General features: G+C 65.6%; 13 protein-coding genes, 1 tRNA gene and 1 pseudogene. 10 read left to right on the top strand and 5 right to left on the bottom strand.

Annotated features, from left to right (window positions below; all coding sequences use genetic code 11):
- Positions 1-44 precede the first annotated feature (44 nt).
- The 6 genes and pseudogenes from rplM (at position 45) to ACT53M_RS14345 (ending at position 6,386) form a co-directional block, all read left to right on the top strand.
- A complete protein-coding gene (gene rplM, locus ACT53M_RS14320) occupies positions 45-524 on the top strand; it encodes a 50S ribosomal protein L13 (protein WP_476227132.1) in 480 nt (159 codons plus the stop codon).
- On the top strand, positions 524-1,078 hold the full coding sequence (gene rpsI / locus ACT53M_RS14325) for a 30S ribosomal protein S9 (protein WP_476234151.1): 555 nt from the start codon (positions 524-526) through the stop codon (positions 1,076-1,078). Before rplM ends, rpsI (ACT53M_RS14325) begins: the two co-directional genes overlap by 1 nt.
- 1,065 nt (positions 1,079-2,143) lie before the next feature.
- Positions 2,144-2,605, top strand: a complete 462-nt coding sequence (locus ACT53M_RS14330; RefSeq protein ID WP_476234153.1) for a hypothetical protein — start codon at positions 2,144-2,146, stop codon at positions 2,603-2,605.
- A 48-nt stretch (positions 2,606-2,653) separates the two neighbouring features.
- Positions 2,654-2,773 (top strand): annotated as a pseudogene (rpsI, locus tag ACT53M_RS14335) (30S ribosomal protein S9); the annotation flags it as partial.
- A 579-nt stretch (positions 2,774-3,352) separates the two neighbouring features.
- Positions 3,353-5,005 (top strand): DUF1800 domain-containing protein, encoded by a 1,653-nt coding sequence (locus ACT53M_RS14340; RefSeq protein ID WP_476234154.1) that lies wholly within the window; start codon positions 3,353-3,355, stop codon positions 5,003-5,005.
- A 13-nt stretch (positions 5,006-5,018) separates the two neighbouring features.
- Positions 5,019-6,386 (top strand): DUF1501 domain-containing protein, encoded by a 1,368-nt coding sequence (locus ACT53M_RS14345; RefSeq protein ID WP_476234155.1) that lies wholly within the window; start codon positions 5,019-5,021, stop codon positions 6,384-6,386.
- Positions 6,387-6,404: 18 nt separating this feature from the next.
- Here the strand turns inward: ACT53M_RS14345 and ACT53M_RS14350 are convergent, their stop codons facing one another.
- The 5 genes from ACT53M_RS14350 to ACT53M_RS14370 all read right to left on the bottom strand — a co-directional run bounded on the left by ACT53M_RS14350 (position 6,405) and on the right by ACT53M_RS14370 (position 12,825).
- A complete protein-coding gene (locus ACT53M_RS14350; RefSeq protein ID WP_476234156.1) occupies positions 6,405-7,151 on the bottom strand; it encodes a metallophosphoesterase family protein in 747 nt (248 codons plus the stop codon).
- Complete coding sequence (locus ACT53M_RS14355; protein ID WP_476234180.1) at positions 7,148-8,005, bottom strand: diacylglycerol/lipid kinase family protein; 858 nt, start codon at positions 8,003-8,005, stop codon at positions 7,148-7,150. Before ACT53M_RS14355 ends, ACT53M_RS14350 begins: the two co-directional genes overlap by 4 nt.
- A gap of 19 nt (positions 8,006-8,024) precedes the next feature.
- Positions 8,025-8,807 (bottom strand): enoyl-CoA hydratase-related protein, encoded by a 783-nt coding sequence (locus ACT53M_RS14360; protein WP_476234157.1) that lies wholly within the window; start codon positions 8,805-8,807, stop codon positions 8,025-8,027.
- A gap of 55 nt (positions 8,808-8,862) precedes the next feature.
- Entirely contained in the window at positions 8,863-10,083 is a 1,221-nt protein-coding gene (locus ACT53M_RS14365) for an NAD(P)/FAD-dependent oxidoreductase (protein ID WP_476234158.1), read from the bottom strand.
- Positions 10,084-10,161: 78 nt separating this feature from the next.
- Positions 10,162-12,825: a glycoside hydrolase family 3 C-terminal domain-containing protein gene (locus tag ACT53M_RS14370; protein ID WP_476234159.1), complete on the bottom strand. Its 2,664-nt coding sequence runs from the start codon at positions 12,823-12,825 to the stop codon at positions 10,162-10,164.
- A 256-nt stretch (positions 12,826-13,081) separates the two neighbouring features.
- On the opposite strand from ACT53M_RS14370, the gene ACT53M_RS14375 reads away from it, so the two are divergent.
- The 4 genes from ACT53M_RS14375 (at position 13,082) to ACT53M_RS14390 (ending at position 17,026) form a co-directional block, all read left to right on the top strand.
- On the top strand, positions 13,082-14,158 hold the full coding sequence (locus ACT53M_RS14375) for an alpha/beta hydrolase (protein WP_476234160.1): 1,077 nt from the start codon (positions 13,082-13,084) through the stop codon (positions 14,156-14,158).
- Positions 14,155-16,047, top strand: coding sequence for an NPCBM/NEW2 domain-containing protein (locus ACT53M_RS14380; RefSeq protein WP_476234162.1), 1,893 nt, complete (start codon positions 14,155-14,157; stop codon positions 16,045-16,047). The genes ACT53M_RS14375 and ACT53M_RS14380 overlap by 4 nt, the downstream gene beginning before the upstream one ends.
- A gap of 107 nt (positions 16,048-16,154) precedes the next feature.
- Positions 16,155-16,228, top strand: a tRNA-Gly gene (locus ACT53M_RS14385).
- 195 nt (positions 16,229-16,423) lie between these two features.
- On the top strand, positions 16,424-17,026 hold the full coding sequence (locus ACT53M_RS14390) for a tyrosine-type recombinase/integrase (RefSeq protein WP_476234163.1): 603 nt from the start codon (positions 16,424-16,426) through the stop codon (positions 17,024-17,026).
- Positions 17,027-17,496 lie beyond the last annotated feature (470 nt).

The raw sequence follows: 17,496 nt of genomic DNA on the forward strand, positions 1-17,496 counted from the left end.
GAAACGGTGGCGCGTTGCATTTTCTACGCGAAAGGTCACAGGCCATGAAGGCGCTGATGAAGACCACCAAGTCGGTCAAGCCGGCCGAGGTGGAGAAGAAGTGGCACATCGTCGACGCCGAAGGGCTCGTCGTCGGTCGTGCTGCGGTGGTGATCGCCAATGTGCTGCGCGGCAAGCACAAGACCAGCTTCACCCCGCATGTCGATTGCGGTGACAATGTCATCGTCATCAACGCGGACAAGATCCGTTTCACCGGCAAGAAGCTGGGCCAGAAGGTGTACTACAAGCACACCGGCTATGCGGGCGGCATCAAGGGCATCACCGCTGCCAAGGTTCTCGAAGGCCGCTTCCCGGAGCGCGTTCTGGAGAAGGCCGTGGAGCGCATGATTCCGCGTGGCCCGCTCGGCCGCCAGCAGATGCGCAACCTGCGCATCTATTCGGGTTCGGCGCATCCGCATGAAGCCCAGAACCCCGAGGTTCTCGACATCGCCGGCATGAGCCGCAAGAACAAGGTGGGTGCATAATGTCCGACAACCGCCAGTCGCTTTCCGACCTGGGCGCCGCGCTGGGCCAGCAGCCCGCCGCCGCTCCGGCTGCTCCGGCCGCCAATGCCGCCGAGGCCTATATCGCCGGCGAGATCGCCGAACCCGCCGCCCCGACCACGCCGCTGCGTGCACAGGAGCTGGACAAGTTCGGCCGCGCCTATGCCACCGGCCGTCGTAAGGACGCCGTGGCCCGCGTATGGCTGAAGCCGGGCACCGGCAAGATCACGATCAACGGCCGTGACCAGGAGACCTATTTCGCGCGTCCGACGCTGCGCCTCGTCATCAACCAGCCGTTCGGCGTCGCCGAGCGTGAAGGCCAGTATGACGTGATCTGCACCGTCAAGGGCGGTGGCCTTTCGGGCCAGGCCGGTGCCGTGAAGCACGGCATCGCCCAGGCGCTGACCAAGTATGAGCCGGTGCTGCGCGCCCCGGTGAAGAAGGCCGGCTTCCTGACCCGCGACAGCCGCGCCGTCGAGCGTAAGAAGTACGGCAAGGCGAAGGCCCGCCGCAGCTTCCAGTTCTCGAAGCGCTAAGCGTAGAGGCTACGGCCAGAAACAAGGGGCGGTCCGGCAACGGGCCGCCCTTTTCGTTCAGCCGCCGCATGGCCTGCATGCGCAACCGGATCGTGCCGAAACTGCCGGCGGTCGCGAGCGGCCCAAAGCGGTGAAAAACGCCCGCGCCGCGGTGGCGGCCCATGGCCGAAGTTTAGGAAGTTTAGGCATACGGGCGTTTCCGCAGCGACCGCACCCGTGCAGCGGGTAAAGTTTAGGAAGTTTAGGCCCACGCGCGTTTCGGCAGGGATCGCACCCTTGCAGCGGGGCGAAGTTTAGGAAGTTTAGGCGCACGACGATGCGGTGCGCGTTGTCCGCAAGAACACCGGGCGTAGCCGCACAGCCCGCCCCTCGTCGGGCGCGCGTGCATATTGAACAGAATCAAAGAGCGGCCGCCAAGGCTGGCAGCGCCAAAACATATAGGGAACATTAGGTAGCTCGCAAGCCGCCGACTCCACGAAGGTTTATCGGCGCGAAGGGCAGGAGCTTGTGGAAGCGGACATTCTTTCGACACACCGGGGGGCGAACCGATCTCAAGCGGGTCTAAGAGTGTCGCACCCTACCTCAATGGCCAACTGATCAGGGCGCATTGGCAGCGCTCCCGTCACTTTCCTGATCGAGGTGCTGAAAGCGGCGATCTTTCGGCCATGAAAATAGAGACATCTATCAGGTTCAATGACCTGGCCTGTGCTCAAGTTGATCCAGATCGCCGCCTGGACCTTCACACCCACGTAATAGTGGACGATGAAGTATCCGGGCATTAGCCTAGTTGAGCCTTCCGGGATGTCGAAATACGATTGCTTCGGAAGGGGCCTGTGATTCAACTCTATAGCTGCGTCTCGTGCAACCTTGAGCGCATCGGAAGAAAGGAGAACGACCCGCTCAGGGTGCCCTCCCCAAAATGAGGCCAATGCGATTAGCGTCCACATCGCGGGAGAATGAGACACCTAACGAACGTCCGCAAGTGGGCGGAAGCCGCCGTGGCGGAAAATGGTGGTTAGCGGTCTTTCCTTGCAGGCGGCATCTGTCCTCCGTACGGATGCGACTGTGGAGGGCCTGACGTTGCGCACTTACTTTAGTCGTGTGAGTTTGGCGCTCGGCGGGGTTCTAGGGGCCGTCCTGATCGGCATCGCGCTGGAGAACGACGTCGGGATACCCTTCGCAACGACATACCGCATTGCGTGCGCTGTCGCGTGCCTCGCATTCATCTTCAAGCTGGCAAAGGATTATCCCGGCGAAAGATGGCCCCGCAATGCGTTTTTCGTTTCTGTACTCGCTAACACCCTACTGTTTTTTACACCGATTGTCGACCGCCCCGCCTCTCGCGGAGAGCTTATGATTTTCGCTTTACCCGACGCTGTTATCGTATTGGTGGCACTCATCTCGTCATACAAGGCCGTTGATGTTCATCAGCGCGCCGTTCGTCAGCAGATGATATTTGGCCTGTTCGTGGCCGTGTTATTCTGTTCCGTACTATTTTCTCTGATACTCGTTAACCCAGACCGCTAAAGGCATGATCGCGTCATGGCCAGTTATGGGCGGGCGCTGACCAAGTAGGAGCCGGTGCTGCGCGCCCCGGTGAAGAAGGCCCGCGTCCTGACCCGCGACAGCCTCGCCGTCGAGCGCAAGAAGTTCGGCAAGGCGAAGGCCCGCTGCAGCTTCCGGTTCTCGAAGCGCCAAGCGTCTCGGCTACGGCCAGAAACAAGGGGCGGTCCGGCGACGGGCGCCCTTTTTCGTATCTACTCACCCCTCCACGCGCACGGAGTGCGAATCGCGCCTGCGTCGGCTCCCGCGACCTGGCAACCGGCATCAGACCTCGTCCGAGTGCTCGGAAAACAGTCTTCGCGCGAAAAAATTTCCGAAAGATTCCGGCAACCGGCCGAGCGCGCCCGCCTCCCGCAACGACCTTTGCATCGACCCGCTCGCGCCATCTTGTTGTTAATGAACTTTTATCATTAACCGCCGCCGCCAGCGGCGACGCGAAAAATCTCCCATTTCCATCCGCATACCCGGATTGCTACTCCATCACCCATCATAATCTATGTTTATAGGACTTAATGTGGTAGCCACTCATCGCGGGATGAATGTTACAGAGGCGAGACAAATATACGGTGGGTTAAAGTCCTATAAGTGTTTCGACGAAACCCGCTCTTAACCAGTCCTTTCCTACCATTTCTCCACAAATGCTTGAGCATTGACGGGCGGGAAAACATTGTGATCATCGGGATAAGGCAAGCTGCCCTTTGCACGGCAGCAATGATGGCGTTTGCCCTTTCGGGTTGCGGTGGCGGCGGCTCCGGCAGCGGAGGCAGCACCGGTGTGGTGCAGAGCCTGCCCACGCCTACCCCCACTGCCACCCAGAACGCGCTGGTAGATTCGGTGCGGCTGGCAAAACAGGCGAGCTTCGGCCCCACCCAGACGCTGGTCGACCATATCAAGCAGGTCGGCGTATCCGCCTGGCTGGACGAACAGTTCGCCGCGACGGGCAGCACCTATTCCGATATTGCCGCCACCGAAGTGCGGCGCGACTTCTGTGCGGCCACTGACATCAATTGCAGCCGGCTGCACTTCACCCGCGTGCCGGTGGCGATGCGCTTCTATGCCGATGCCGTGAACGGGCAGGATCAGCTGCGCCAGCGCGTGGCCTTTGCCCTGCAGCAGATGATCGTCGCCTCGGAACTGGAAGTGACCTCGGCTGCAGGCATGGCCGCGTTCAACCAGATCTTTCTGGACAACGCCTTCGGCAATTTCCGCGACATTCTGAAGGCAGTGACGCTCAGCGGCTATATGGGCGACTATCTCGACATGGCCGACAGCAACAAGACGGCCCCGTCGGAAAATTATGCGCGCGAATTGCTGCAGCTCTTCTCGATGGGCCCGGACCAGCTCGCGATGGACGGCACCCCGAAAAAGGATGCGAACGGCGCGACCCTTCCCAATTACGGGCCGGACGACATTCGCGGCGTCGCGCGCGCGCTGACCGGCTGGACCTATGCCCGGCTGGGCGGTGCGCCGATCACCGACAATGCCGCGCGCGACTATTCGCAGCCGATGATCACCGTGCCCAGCCGTTATGACAGCGCCGAAAAGCGCTTTCTGGGCGCGGTGGTGCCGGCCGGCGCCAGCCAGGACGCCAGCGTCAATGCGGTCGTCGACGCCGCTTTCGGCAATGCCTCGACGGCGCCTTTCGTCGCCCGCCACCTGATCGCGCATCTGGTGACGCCCAATCCCAGCTCCGCCTATATCGGCCGGGTCTCGGCCGTGTTTGCCGATAACGGCAATGGCGTGCGCGGCGATCTGAAGGCAGTGGTCCGCGCGATCCTTACCGACAGCGAGGCGCGCAACGCCTCCGCCACCACCATCGGCAAGCTGAAGGAGCCGATCCTGGTGATGACCAGCCTGGTCCGCGCGATGGGCATGGTGACCGACGGCTTCATGTTCACCAACCGCGACGCCAGCCTGGGCCAGCCGGTGATGCGGGCGCCGTCGGTGTTCAACTTCTATCCGATCGATTATCCGCTGCCGGGCAGCACCACGCTCTACAGCCCGGTATCGAAGCTGTTCAACACGGCCAGCGTCATCAAGCTGCACAATCTCGTCTATGACTGGACGATCAACGCCGACAGCGCGGCGACCAGCGAATGGGTGTCGAACTCCGCCCTGCCGGTCAATTCGGGCAGCAAGGCGGCCTGGGCCGACTGGGAAGCGTTCGGCACCGACACGGACTCGATGATCACACGCATCGATCTGCTGATGTTCGGCCAGACGATGACCCAGGCCCAGCGCGACAAGCTGAAGGCCGCCGCCAACGCCATTACCAACACCGACGCCGCGACGCAGGCGCGCAAGCGGGCACAGATGCTGCTCTACATCGCCGCCACCAGTCCGCTGTTCCTGGTCGACCGCTAAGGGAGCCCCCATCATGACGCTTTCCCGTCGCGACTTCGTTCGCCTCACTGCCGGCACCGGCGCGCTTGCGGCCATGGGCCAGCTGGGCCGCACCGCCGCCATTGCCGCGCCTGCCAGCAGCTTCCGGGCGATGGTCGGCATTTTCCTCTATGGCGGCAATGACGGCTGGAACATGGTGATCCCCACCGATGCCCGGCATTCCGCCTATCTCGCTTCGCGCGGTCCGGTCGGTATCGCCCGCTCGGCGCTGACGCCGCTGACCAACGCCAGCTATGCGCTGCATCCGGCGATGTCGGCGCTGCGGCCTGTGTGGGACGAAGGCTCGCTGTCGCTGGTGCTCAACACCGGCACCCTGTTCGCGCCGCTGACCAAGGCGACCTACCAGTCGCGCACCGATCTGCGGCCCAGCAACCTGATGAGCCATGCCGACGAACAGGCGCACTGGCAGGGGCTGCGCGCCCGCGAAGCCAATACCGACGGCTTCATGGGCCGCATGGCCGACCGGATGACCGGAGGCAGCCTGCCGCCGCTGATGTCGATTTCCGGATCGGCGCTGGCGATCATCGGCCGCCAGGGCAGCGGCCTGGTGCTGCCTTCGACCGGCACGATCGTGCGCTCCGGCTATACGGCGGGGAGCAGCCCGAAGAACGACGCCATCACCGCCGTGGCAGACGGCAGCGGTTTTGATGCAGTGACCAGCGGCGTCGCCCGCGACATCACCAATGGCTATGCCCAGGCTGTCACGGCCAACACGATCCTGTCCGGCAGCAGCACCGTCGCCAGCTATTTCGTGAACCCCGCCACCGGTGCGGCACTGACCAGCGATCTGTCGAAGCAGCTGATCCGCGTTGCCCAGATGATCCAGGCAAGCGGTACGCTGGGCCATAACCGCCAGACCTTCCTGGTAAGCCAGGGCGGGTTCGACAATCACTCGGGACAGGTGCAGGCGGGGAACACTGCGGCCGGCACGCACGCCGGGCTGCTGGGCGAACTCGCGATGGCGATGGCCGGTTTCTACAATGCGATGAAGGCGCTGGGTCTGGCACAGAATGTCACCGCCTTCACGATGAGCGATTTCGGCCGCACCTATCTGGGCAATGCGCAGAGCGGTACGGACCATGCCTGGGGCAACAACCATCTGGTGATGGGCGGCGATGTCACGCCCGGCGGCGTGTTCGGCACCTATCCGGACCCGACGCTGGGCGGCGCGGACGACATCACCCAGCAGGGCCGGTTCGTGCCGAGCACCGCGCAGGAAGAATATCTGGGCGCGATTGCCCGCTGGCACGGCGTTGCCGATGCCGACATGCCCTATGTGTTCCCGAACTGGACGACCTGGTCGACGGCGGGACGCGGGCCGCTGTCGCTTTTCCGGGCGTAAACTGCCGGGGGAGCAGGGTCACAGAGCCACGCTCGCCTCGCCCTGGAAACGGGCGCGGGTGGTGAAGTCGCTGCCCTCGACCAGAATCTCGTTGAACGAAGGCGGGCGGTCGCGCGTGCGACGGGACAGGGTGCCGGCGCCGACCAGCCGGATCGTCCGGTCGCCCACGCTTTGCAAGCGGTCGAACGGATCATGGACATGGCCGGTCAGCACCGCGTGCGCGCCAGCCGCCGCCAGTGCCGCCAGCGCGCGCGCGCCGTGGCGCGTATGGGAGGTTGCGCGCGTGCCGGCTTCCGTCAGCGGGTGATGCGCCGCCACGAAGATCAGGTCGCCCTGCGGCACCGCCTCGGCCAGCGCCAGCGACTGCTGCAGCGCGTGCAGGCTCACATGGCCCTTCGACCAGTTGAAACGCCACTGGAACCGCGCCGTCGTCTTGAGCGGCACCACCGCCACACCCCGCACATCCAGCGGGCGCTCGATCATCCGCTCCAGCGCGCGATAGCGTCGGTATGGTGTGGCGAAGCGGGCGAGCGGGTTGAAATAGGGCAGGTCGTGATTGCCGACTTCCACCGTCACCGGCACGCCCAGCCCCTCCAGCCACGCCGCCGCAGCCGCGAATTCGGCGGCACGTGCGCGCATCGTCAGGTCGCCGGTCATGATCACGGCATCGGGCCGCTCCACCTGTACCAGATGATCGAACCAGTCGATCGCGGCGCGGTCCTCGCAGCCGAAATGGACGTCGCTGACGTGGAACAGCCGCGTCATGTCGCCGGTACCTCCGCCCGCGTGGCGATAAAGGTCTCCAGGCTGCGGCCGGCGCGGATAGCAGTGCCGGGATCGAGCATCGCCGGCTCGCCATCGAACAGCGCGAGTACCGGCGCCCGCTCGCGCAGTGCCAGCCGGTCGGTCCGGCCTTCGGTCACGGCCCGCGCGGCAATCCAGTCGCCGGTCACCCATTCCCAGCCGAGCTGGACGATCGATCCCCAGTCGCGCGCGTCCACTGCAGCAACTTCCAGCCCCGCCAGCGTCGGCGTAACGAACACCGCCTGATAATGATCGCCGAGCTGCGGGGCGCCCGCGATCCGGACGCCGCGGCGGTGGAAGGTCTTGCGCCAGGCACCGCGTATCGCGGCGAACAGCCGGCCGATCCGCCCCTTGCGCACAGCCTCGCGCGCACGGAACCAGGCCGCCGCCGGCCCCAGTATCAGACCTACAAATGCACGGAGCTCGCCCGCGACGATATAGGGCAAGGCCACCCGCCGGTCGCAGCCATGCGCGGCGTGGATAATCGCATGGGGGTCCGTTTCGGCGTGCAGCGCCTTGGCCAGCAGGTTCATCGTGCCGCCGGGCAGGATCAGGAACGCCCCTTCCCAATCAGCCAGCGCGCACAGCGCGGCGTTGATCGTGCCGTCACCGGCGAACAAGACCACCGTATCGACACCGGCGGCATCCAGCGCAGCGCCATCCGGCAGCGGATCGGCGGGGAAGCGTGTCCGGCCCGCCAGCGACAGCCCGCGCTCCGCGAACACGGCCTCCAGCGCTTCGCATTTCGCGTCGGACGTGGTGCCCGAATTCGGGTTGGTGATGAACCACAGGGTCTGCATCGCCCCGTAACGCACCAGCTGCAATTTGGCGCCCTTACCGCCCCTTGAACTGTGCGGGACGCTTGGCGAGGAAGGCCGCGACGCCCTCGCGGAAATCCTCTGTGTACGAGGCGAGCCGCTGGTGATCGGCCTCGATTTCCAGCGTTTCGGTCAGCGAGCCTGACAGTGCGGCGGCCACCTGCTTGCGGATCAGGCCCAGCGACACGGTGGGCATCGCCGCCAGCTTCGCGGCCAGTCCGCGCGCCGTTTCCATCAGCGCGGCATCGTCCACCACGCGCGTCACCAGCCCGCAGGCGAGCGCTTCGTCGGCCGGCAGCTTCTCGCCGAGCAGCGCCATCTCGAGCAGCTTCGCGCGGCCCGCCGCCTTGCCGATCAGCCAGGTCGCGCCGGCATCGGGCACCAGCCCGATATTGGCGAAGGCGAGCAGCAGATAGGCCGATCGCGCCATCACGACGATGTCGGCAGCCAGCGCGATCGACGCCCCCGCCCCCGCCGCCGCGCCGTTGACCGCGCTCACCACCGGGATCGGCAGCGCGGCGATGGTTTCGATCAGCGGATTATAGTGGGCGCGGAGGGACTCCCCCAAATCTTGCTGGCCGACGTCGGCAGTGCCAGCGGCCATGTCCGCACCGGCGCAGAAGGCACGGCCCTCCCCTGTGATCAGCACCGCCCGCGCCCCGTTCTCCACCGCGCGGCGCAGGGTGGCGGCGATCAGATCGAGCATCTCGCCGGTGACGGCGTTCAGTCGTTCGGGCCGGTTGAGGCGTACCACCGCGATATCGCCTTCGCGTTCGAGCAGCACCGATGCGTCCGACATCCTCATCCTCCCGTGTCTGTTTTTCGCGCCCTCCCGATTTGCCGGGAAGGGTATCTCACAATTCCTTGAGCACCGTCGCCGGATCGGCGAGCTTCGCCGGGTCGGCGGCGATCCGCTCCACCACCAGCCGCCGCCCCTGCACATAATCGCGCGTCGCATTGACGCAGTCGAGCGCGATGACATGCCCCGCCTTCAGATAGATCACCGAGAAGGACCGGCTCGCCGGATCGCCGCGCACCACCGTGGCATCATGGCCCATGCTGAGGCCGATGGTCTGAAGCTTCAGGTCATACTGGTTCGACCAGAACCAGGGCACCGCATCATACGCCGCATCCTGCCCCGTCAGCAGCTTGGCGACGACATTGGCCTGGTCGTTGGCATTCTGCACCGATTCCAGCCGGATTTCGGCGCCGTCGGCATAGCCATTGGCGTGCAGTGCGCAGTCGCCGATCGCGAAGATGTCGGGAAGGCTGGTGCGGCACTGGGCATCGACATGCACGCCATTGCCGCCCGCCGCACCTGCCGCCAGCAGCGGCGCGACTTCGGGGACGATGCCGATGCCCGCGATCACCAGATCGGCCGCCAGAGTCTCGCCGCTCGCCAGCCGGACGGCAGACACGCGCCCGCCCTCGCCCAGCAGGCAATCGACCATCGCGCCGGTGCGCAGGTCGACGCCGTGCGCGCGGTGCTCGGCCTCGTAAAAGGCGGAAAGCGCAGGGCCGGCAACGCGCGCCAGCACCCGCTCCATCGCCTCCAGCACGACGACATGCTTGCCCTGCTTGGTCAGCGCAGCGGCCGCTTCCAGCCCGATATAGCCGCCGCCGATCACCACGACATGCTGCGCCGCCGGCAGTTCTGCGAGCAGCTGGTCGACATCGGCGCGGGTGCGGATCGCGTGGACGCCGCCCAGGTCATGCCCGTTGCAAGACAGCCGCCGCGCGCTGCCGCCCGCCGCCCACACCAGCGTGCCATAGCCGATCTGGCCGCCGGCCGTGTCGGTCAGCGTCTTCGCCACCGGATCGACCGCGGCAATGCGCCGGCCACGCAGGATCGGCACGTTGCGCTCTTCCCAGAAGCTCGCCGGGCGAATGAGGATGCGTTCGAACGTCTTCTCGCCGGCCAGATAGTCCTTGGAGAGCGGCGGCCGCTCATAGGGGATTTCGGGTTCCTCGGTAACGATCGCCAGGCTGTCGGCATAGCCGGCCTGTCGCAGCGCGATCGCGCATTGCGCCCCACCATGACCGCTACCGACGATCACCACATCGAACTGTTCCAACACACCCTCCCGTCCCGGCGGCGCCCGCACCGCATCCTTTGGACCGCGCATAGCCAGCGCCGGGACGGAGGGAAAGCCTCAGTCGGGCAACGGCACCGTCTGGTCGACATGGAAGGTGGCGGACGTACCCGGCGCGCCGGTGCCGGGCTGGCCGCCGCCCACGGTCAGGCGATAGTCGCCCGCCAATACCCGGTGCTGCCCTTCGACCGAGACGCTGCTCAGGTCACGCGGCGACAAGGCGAAGCGCAGCTGCCGCACCTCGCCCGGCTTAAGCGACACGCGCTGAAAGCCGCGCAGCGCGATCCGCGGGGCACCCGGATCCTTGGGAAATTCCAGATAGAATTGTGCGACTTCATCGCCCGCCCGCGCGCCGGTGTTGCGCACCTCGGCCGTCACGCTGATCCCCGCCCCGGCGCCCCCTGCCGCCGGCGTGACCACGGGGTTTGCATAGGCAAAGCTGGTATAGCTGAGCCCATAGCCGAACGGATACACCGGCGTGCCGGTGAAATAGCGATAGGTCCGCCCGCGCATCGCATAGTCACCAAACGGCGGCAGATCATCGACGCTGCGATAGAAAGTGAGCGGCAGCCGGCCCGACGGGTTGGTCTTGCCCGACAGCACCTGTGCAATCGCCAACCCGCCGACCTCGCCCGGATACCAGGCCTCCAGGATCGCGGCGGCGTTGTCCTTCGCCCAGCTCAGGTTGATCGGGCTGCCGTTCATCGCCACCACGACCAGCGGCTTGCCGGTGGCGCGCGCCGCCTCCAGCAGCGCCTGCTGATCGGGCAGCAGGTCGAGCGTGGTCTTGTCACCGCCCTTGAAGCCGGGGATCGCCACCGGCGATTCCTCCGCCTCCAGATCGGACGTGATGCCCACGACCGCCACCAGCACATCGGCCCCGGCCGCCGCTGCCTTCATCTCGGCAACCGGATCCGCCGCGATCCGCTTCCACACCATGTCGATCCCCGACAGCACATGCTGGTCGGCGCGTATTTCGACCGGATAGCGCTTGCCCTTTTCCAGCCGCACCTCCCGCATCGTCGGCAGGCTGCCCCAGCTGGCCTTGTGCAGATCGACAAACGGCTTGCCTTCGAACATCATCTCGCCGCCGAAGCCGGTCAGGCCAAGCCTGTAGGTGCCGGTCTCGGGCGGCACCAGAAAGCCGGTCCAGACGGTGCGGTGATGCTCCGACACCGCTGCCAGATCGAGGCTGCGCGCCGCCACATCGGCCTCGACGCGCGTCACCACCGGGGCGTCCGCAAACGGCATCGCCGCGGTCGCCTCGCGGAAGGTGCCGGGCGCGAATTCCGCCGGGGGCGGCGTGACGGGGTTATAGTAGCGCGCGAGCAGCCCCGGCTTGCCGTCGGGCGTCCGCAGCACGCTCGGCGGCACGCGATCGCCATCGGTATAGGAGGGGCTGAACGGCACATAGCGTACCTGCGCCTTGGGGAATGCCCGGCGCAGCCCTTCCACCACCGAGATCGGTTCGCCGGACAGGCCGGAGGAATAATTGCCGCGCAGCACACGGGTGGCATCGCCCAGCGGCCCGATCACTGCGATGCGGCTGCCCGGCTTCAGCGGCAGCAGCCCGTCATTCTTCAGCAGCACCAGGCTCTTTTCCGCCGCCTCCAGTGCCAGCGCGCGGTGCGCCGGCGCGCCGATGTCGCTGCGCTTGCCGGCAGCGGTGCGGATGCCGGGCAGATCGCCGTTGCGCAACCGCGCCGAAAACAGGCGCACCAGCGCGCGGTCGATGTCCGCTTCGGTCAGCAGCCCGCGCGCGACCGCTTCATGGTAGCGATCGCCCAGGCCCGCCGTGTCGCTGAGCGTCTGGGTATGGCATTCATTGTCCACCCCAGCGCGCATCGCGGCGGCAACTGCGGCGGCGCCATCGGGGGCATAATGGTGGTTGTCGCTGATGTCCTTCACCGCATCGCAGTCGGACACGACATAGCCCTTGAACCCCCAGGCACCGCGCAGATGGTCCTTCAGCAATTCGTCGCTGGCGCAGGCGGGCTGGCCGTCGATGCGATTATAGGCGCACATCACCGATCCCGCCTTGCCCTCGACGATCGCGGCCCGGAATGCTGGCAGATAGGTGTCCTCCAGATCGTGATGCGAGATGAAGACATTGGCGGCGTGGCGGGTCGATTCCGGGCCGCTATGCACCGCGAAATGCTTGGGCGTGGCGATCACGTTCGGCAGGTCCGGGTTCGCCCCCTGCATCCCCTGCACGAACGCGACGCCGATGCGCGCGGTGAGGAACGGATCCTCGCCATAGGTCTCCTGCCCCCGCCCCCAGCGCGGATCGCGGAAGATGTTGATATTGGGCGACCAGGTATCGAGCCCGGTGCCGATCCGCCCCATCCGCCCGGTCTCGCGGGCCAGCGCGTGGAGGCCCTGCACCTCGCTGCTGATCGCGCCCGCTACGGCATGGACCAGCGGCGTGTCGAAGCTGGCGGCAAGCCCGATCGGCTCCGGGAAATTGGTGGTCGGGAGCGTGCCGAGCGCGCCGTGCAGCGATTCCGTCCACCAGTTGTAGCGCGGGATGTTCAGCCGCGGGATTTCGGGGGCGACATTGCGGAGCTGGGCGATCTTTTCGTCCAGCGTCAGCTGCCGGACGATCGCAGTGGCGCGGGCATCAGCTTCTGCCTGCGGATCGGCGGCGGTCTGCGCCAATGCCTGCAACGGCATGAACGCGGCAGCCAGCAACGCGGCGCGCAGAGGGTGTCTGATCGTCTTCATCCTTCCTCTCCTCAAGATTTTCTGCGTGTTGCGCCGGACCGGCAGGGCCATGCACAAGCACTCGTTTTTCTTTCGGATCAGCGGGGGAAAGCCGCTACACCTCGACCCGAGAGGATCGATCCCGGTGCCCCGCCCCTCACCTTCCGATCGTATTTAGTCTGACTTGTTCTAGTCGAATGGAGATGTTAGCGCTACCGTATAAACAACAGGCGCCGAAAAAATGCGCCGTCAGACAGCAACATCCGGGAGAGACGCCATGGGCTTGTTCCGCGACATCACCATTGCCATCGCGCTATGCGGCGTCGCGCTGGCCGGCACGGGCGCCGCCGCGCAGGTGCAGACGCCGGCACCCCCGCCGGTAGCAGGCGCGCGCCCGGTCACGATCGAGCGGATCAAGGTCCATTCCCCGGCGATCGAAGGCAATCTCGAAGGCGAAAGCGCCGATCGCGACGTGATCGTCGTACTGCCGCCCGATTATGCGGCCAACCCGCGCAAGCGCTATCCGGTCATCTATGCGCTCCACGGCTATTCGATCGGCGCCGAGCAATGGAGCAAGGAAATCCATGTGCCGCAGGTGGTCGAGGGCGGTTTTGCGCTGGGCGCAAAGCCGATGATCCTGGTGCTGCCCGACAGCAAGACGCTGCACAACGGGTCGATGTATTCCAGCTCGGTGACGACGGGCGATTTCGAGCGCTTCATCGCCCATGATCTGGTCGCCTATATCGACCGTCATTACCGCACCTTGGCGACACGCGTGAGCCGCGGCCTGGTCGGTCATTCGATGGGCGGATACGGCGCCACGCGGATCGGCATGAAGCACGCCGATGTGTTCGGCGCTGTCTATATGATGAGCCCGTGCTGCCTGTCGCCGCGCGACACCGGCATGATGACCGCCGAGGCGATGGCCCAGCTTGAAGCGGTGAAGACTCACGAGGCGGCGATGGCGCTTCCCTGGATGCTGCGCGGCACGCTGGCGACCGCAGCGGCCTGGTCGCCCAACCCCAAGGCACCGCCGCTCTATCTCGACCTGCCGGTGAAGGACGGCAAGCCGCAGCCGGACGTGCTGGCAAAATGGGCGGCCAATGCGCCGCTCACCTTTGTCGACCAATATATCGGCGATCTTCGCCGCTATCGCGCGATCGCGATCGACGTAGGCGACAAGGACGGCTTGCGCTTAGATGCGCAGAAGTTGCACGAACTGCTCGACCGCTATGGCATCGCCAACAGCTTCACCATCTATCCGGGGGATCATACCAGCGCCGTGGCCGACCGTTTCCAGAACCATGTGCTGCCCTATTTCAGCAACGCGCTGGTCTTTGCGCCCAGCCGATGAAGCACGCATTTGCCCTGTTCGCGGCGGCGCTATTCGCCCAGCCCGCCGCCGCCCAGACCGCCGATCCGCTGACCCCCACGGGCCGCTGGACCGCCTATAGCCGCGGCGCGGCCGCGCTGCCGCCCATGGGGTGGAACAGCTGGAACGCCTTCACCAGCGACATCGACGAGGAGAAGATTCTCGCCTCCGCCAAGGTGATCGTCGACAGCGGGCTCGCCGCCAAGGGGTATCGCTATATCGACATTGACGATGGCTGGTGGCTGAAACGGCACCAGCCCGACGGGCGGATGGTGATCCGCACTAGTGCCTTCCCGTCCGCCGCCATGCCCGACGGCACGACAAGCTTCCGCCCGCTGACCGACCGGCTGCACGCCATGGGGCTGAAGGCCGGCATCTATTCCGACATCGGCCGCAACAGTTGCGGCCAGGTGTTCACCTCCGCCTATCCCGGCCAGCCCGAAGGCAGCGTGGCGGAGCGCGAAGTGGGGCTGTACGGCCATGTCGATCAGGACATCCGCCTTTATTTCGCCGAATGGGGCTTTGACCTGATCAAGGTCGATGGCTGCGGCATTCGCGGGCTGCCCGCCAGCGACAAGCGCGTGCAGGCCGGCCAGTACCGCGCGTTCCCGCCGTTGGTGGATGTCGACTCGCTCGGCCGCACCGATGTGGCGGCGGTCCGCGCGCTCTACCAGCAGGTCGGCACCGCGCTCGAACGCTGGAACCCGGACAACGACTTCGTCTTCTCGCTTTGCATCTGGGGCGCCGCAGATGTGCGGAGCTGGGCCGCGCAGGTCGGCAACATGTCGCGCACCAGCGAGGATATTTCGCCGAGCTGGAGCCGGATGCTCCACAATATGGACAGTGCCGCCCGCCGCGCCTTCTATGCCCATCCGGGCTCGTGGAACGACCCGGACATGCTGTTCGTCGGCACCGGCGCGTTCGACGCCGCGCACCTGACCGAGGCGCGGGCGCATTTCAGCCTGTGGGCGATCCTCAACGCGCCGCTGATGATCGGCTATGACCTGCGCAAGGCCGGCCCTGCGCTGCTCGACATCTGGGGCAATCCACGGATCATCGCGCTCAACCAGGATCCGGCGGGCAATCAGGCCGTACTCGCCTTTGATTCGGACGACATCTCGATCTTCGTGAAGACGCTGGCGAACGGCGACAAAGCAGTGGCGATCCTCAATCGCGGTGCTGCGCCGATCGACGCCACGCTTACCGCCGAGCAGCTCAAGTTCCGCAGCGATGCCGCGGTGGCGCTGACCGACCTGTGGAGCGGCGCGGCGCTGCGCTTCACCGGCGAGCACACCGTTTCTCTGGCGCCGCACGAGGCGCGGATGTTCACTGCCCACGGCACCCGCCAGCTCGCCGACGGTCTGTATCTCTCCGAAATGCCCGGTCGCGTGAACCCCGCCGTCGACGGGGTAGTGGTGCCGCAGGCCGAACCGCTGATCCATCGCGGGCTGCTCCCCTGGCGCGGCAGCCGCGGCAATGGCGAGCCACCCCGCTATGGCGGCTGGGGCGGCACCCAGCCCGACCGTGCCGTCTATGGCGAAACCCTGTCGGTGGCCGGACAGCGTTTCGACAGCGGCGTGGGCGCGCTCGCCAATTCACGGATCGAAGTCCGCAGCGCCGGCTTCGCCCGCTTCACGGCACAGGTCGGCGTCGACGACAGCGCCCGCGACCGCCGCCAGCCGGTGGTCTTCGCCGTCTATGCCGACGGCAAGCTGCGCGCACGCACCCGGCCGCTAAGGTTTGGCGAGGCGCCGGTGATGATCGATGCCGATGTGCGCGGCGCGGCGGCCGTCGAACTGATCGCCACCACGCCGGGTTCACCCCGCTTCCCCGACCCGATCGCCTGGGGCGACGCAGCGCTTCACCGCTGATGCCTCGAGGCACAGCAAATCATTGACCAGCCTGCCCCAGTTATGCCAGTGACCCGGCGTCGATGGTCGATCGGCCCGGCCACCAGCGCCGCCGCCCGACCCGGGATGCGGGTGTAGCTCAATGGTAGAGCAGAAGCTTCCCAAGCTTACGACGAGGGTTCGATTCCCTTCACCCGCTCCAATTCTCGATCTCACAACATCCCACAGAGCTTTGTAAACCGCGGAAATCTGCGGTATTTTTGGCGTTGTCCGGCTCACTGGATCGCGCAAGATTTCAGGAAAGCTCCCGAAGGTGGGGGCCACTTTGCGAGAAAAGCGGGCCGAAAAACGCCCGTGGCCCCCAACGTGGGGGCCACGCCTCGGAAAGGGCTCCACTATGCCTTTGACAGATATAGCTATTCGTAAGGCCAAGCCGCGCGAGAAGGCCTATAAGCTTTGCGACATGCAGGGCCTGTTTGTTCTGGTCCAACCCTCAGGGGGCAAGCTCTGGCGGATGAAGTACCGCGTGGGCGGTGTTGAGAAGAAGCTGGGCCTGGGCACATACCCCCAGGTCAGCCTGCGCGACGCCCGGAAGAAGCGGGATGAGGCCCGCGATCTATTAGCCGAGGGCAAGGACCCCGGCCTGGAGAAGCAGCGCGAGAAGCTTCGTGCCGGGGCGCTGGCAGAAAACACGTTCACTAGCATCGCGAACGAATATTGTCGGAAGCGTCGTCGCGACGGCGACCGAGCCTGGGCGCCCTCCACAGCCGCGCGCTGCGAACATCTCCTCAGCCTGCTCGACAACTCTATCGGCAAAATGCCGATCCATGAGATCGAGCCTATCGACGCTCTTGCCGCGATTCGGAAGATCGAGAAGCGAGGCAAGCTCGAGAGCGCCCGCCGTACCCTGCAACTGGCTAGCGCGGTGTTCCGCTACGCAGTTGCCACTGCCCGGCTGAAATCCGACCCGACGAGGGATCTACGCGGCGCCCTGATGTAGCGGCGGCACACGATTTGACTCATTTGTGCATGGAAGAGGGACTCTGACCAGCCTGCTGTGACTCGTCCCATGAGTTAGGCAGGACCAGCGTGGAGCCATCCATCCAGCGCAGCGCTGGTCCTGCCCTGCGCTACGCTTGTTTGATTCACCGCGGACCCATCGCCCCGCGATGGGCTTCCTCAAGCTCGTGCGCCGGCAAGGAATGGGGACATTCCTGCCTTTCTCGAGCGATACGTTGAACGGCAGAAGCTGCCAGGAGCCGACATCCAGCGCTTGCTGGATTGCGCTCGCACAGCGGCTGCAACTGGGCCGAGCCATTAATTTAGACAGGTTGAGCATGGATTGCTATTCGAGCATCGCCGCTCCACCCTCGCTGGCAAGGGTGCCGCAACTTAGGTCGTGAACCCATAAATCGCATCGCTCGAACGTGGCGGATCGTTATTGATGATCGCGCAAGAGGGGTTATTCAT

The sequence above is a fragment of the Sphingomonas sp. DMC6 genome, from assembly GCF_056314225.1.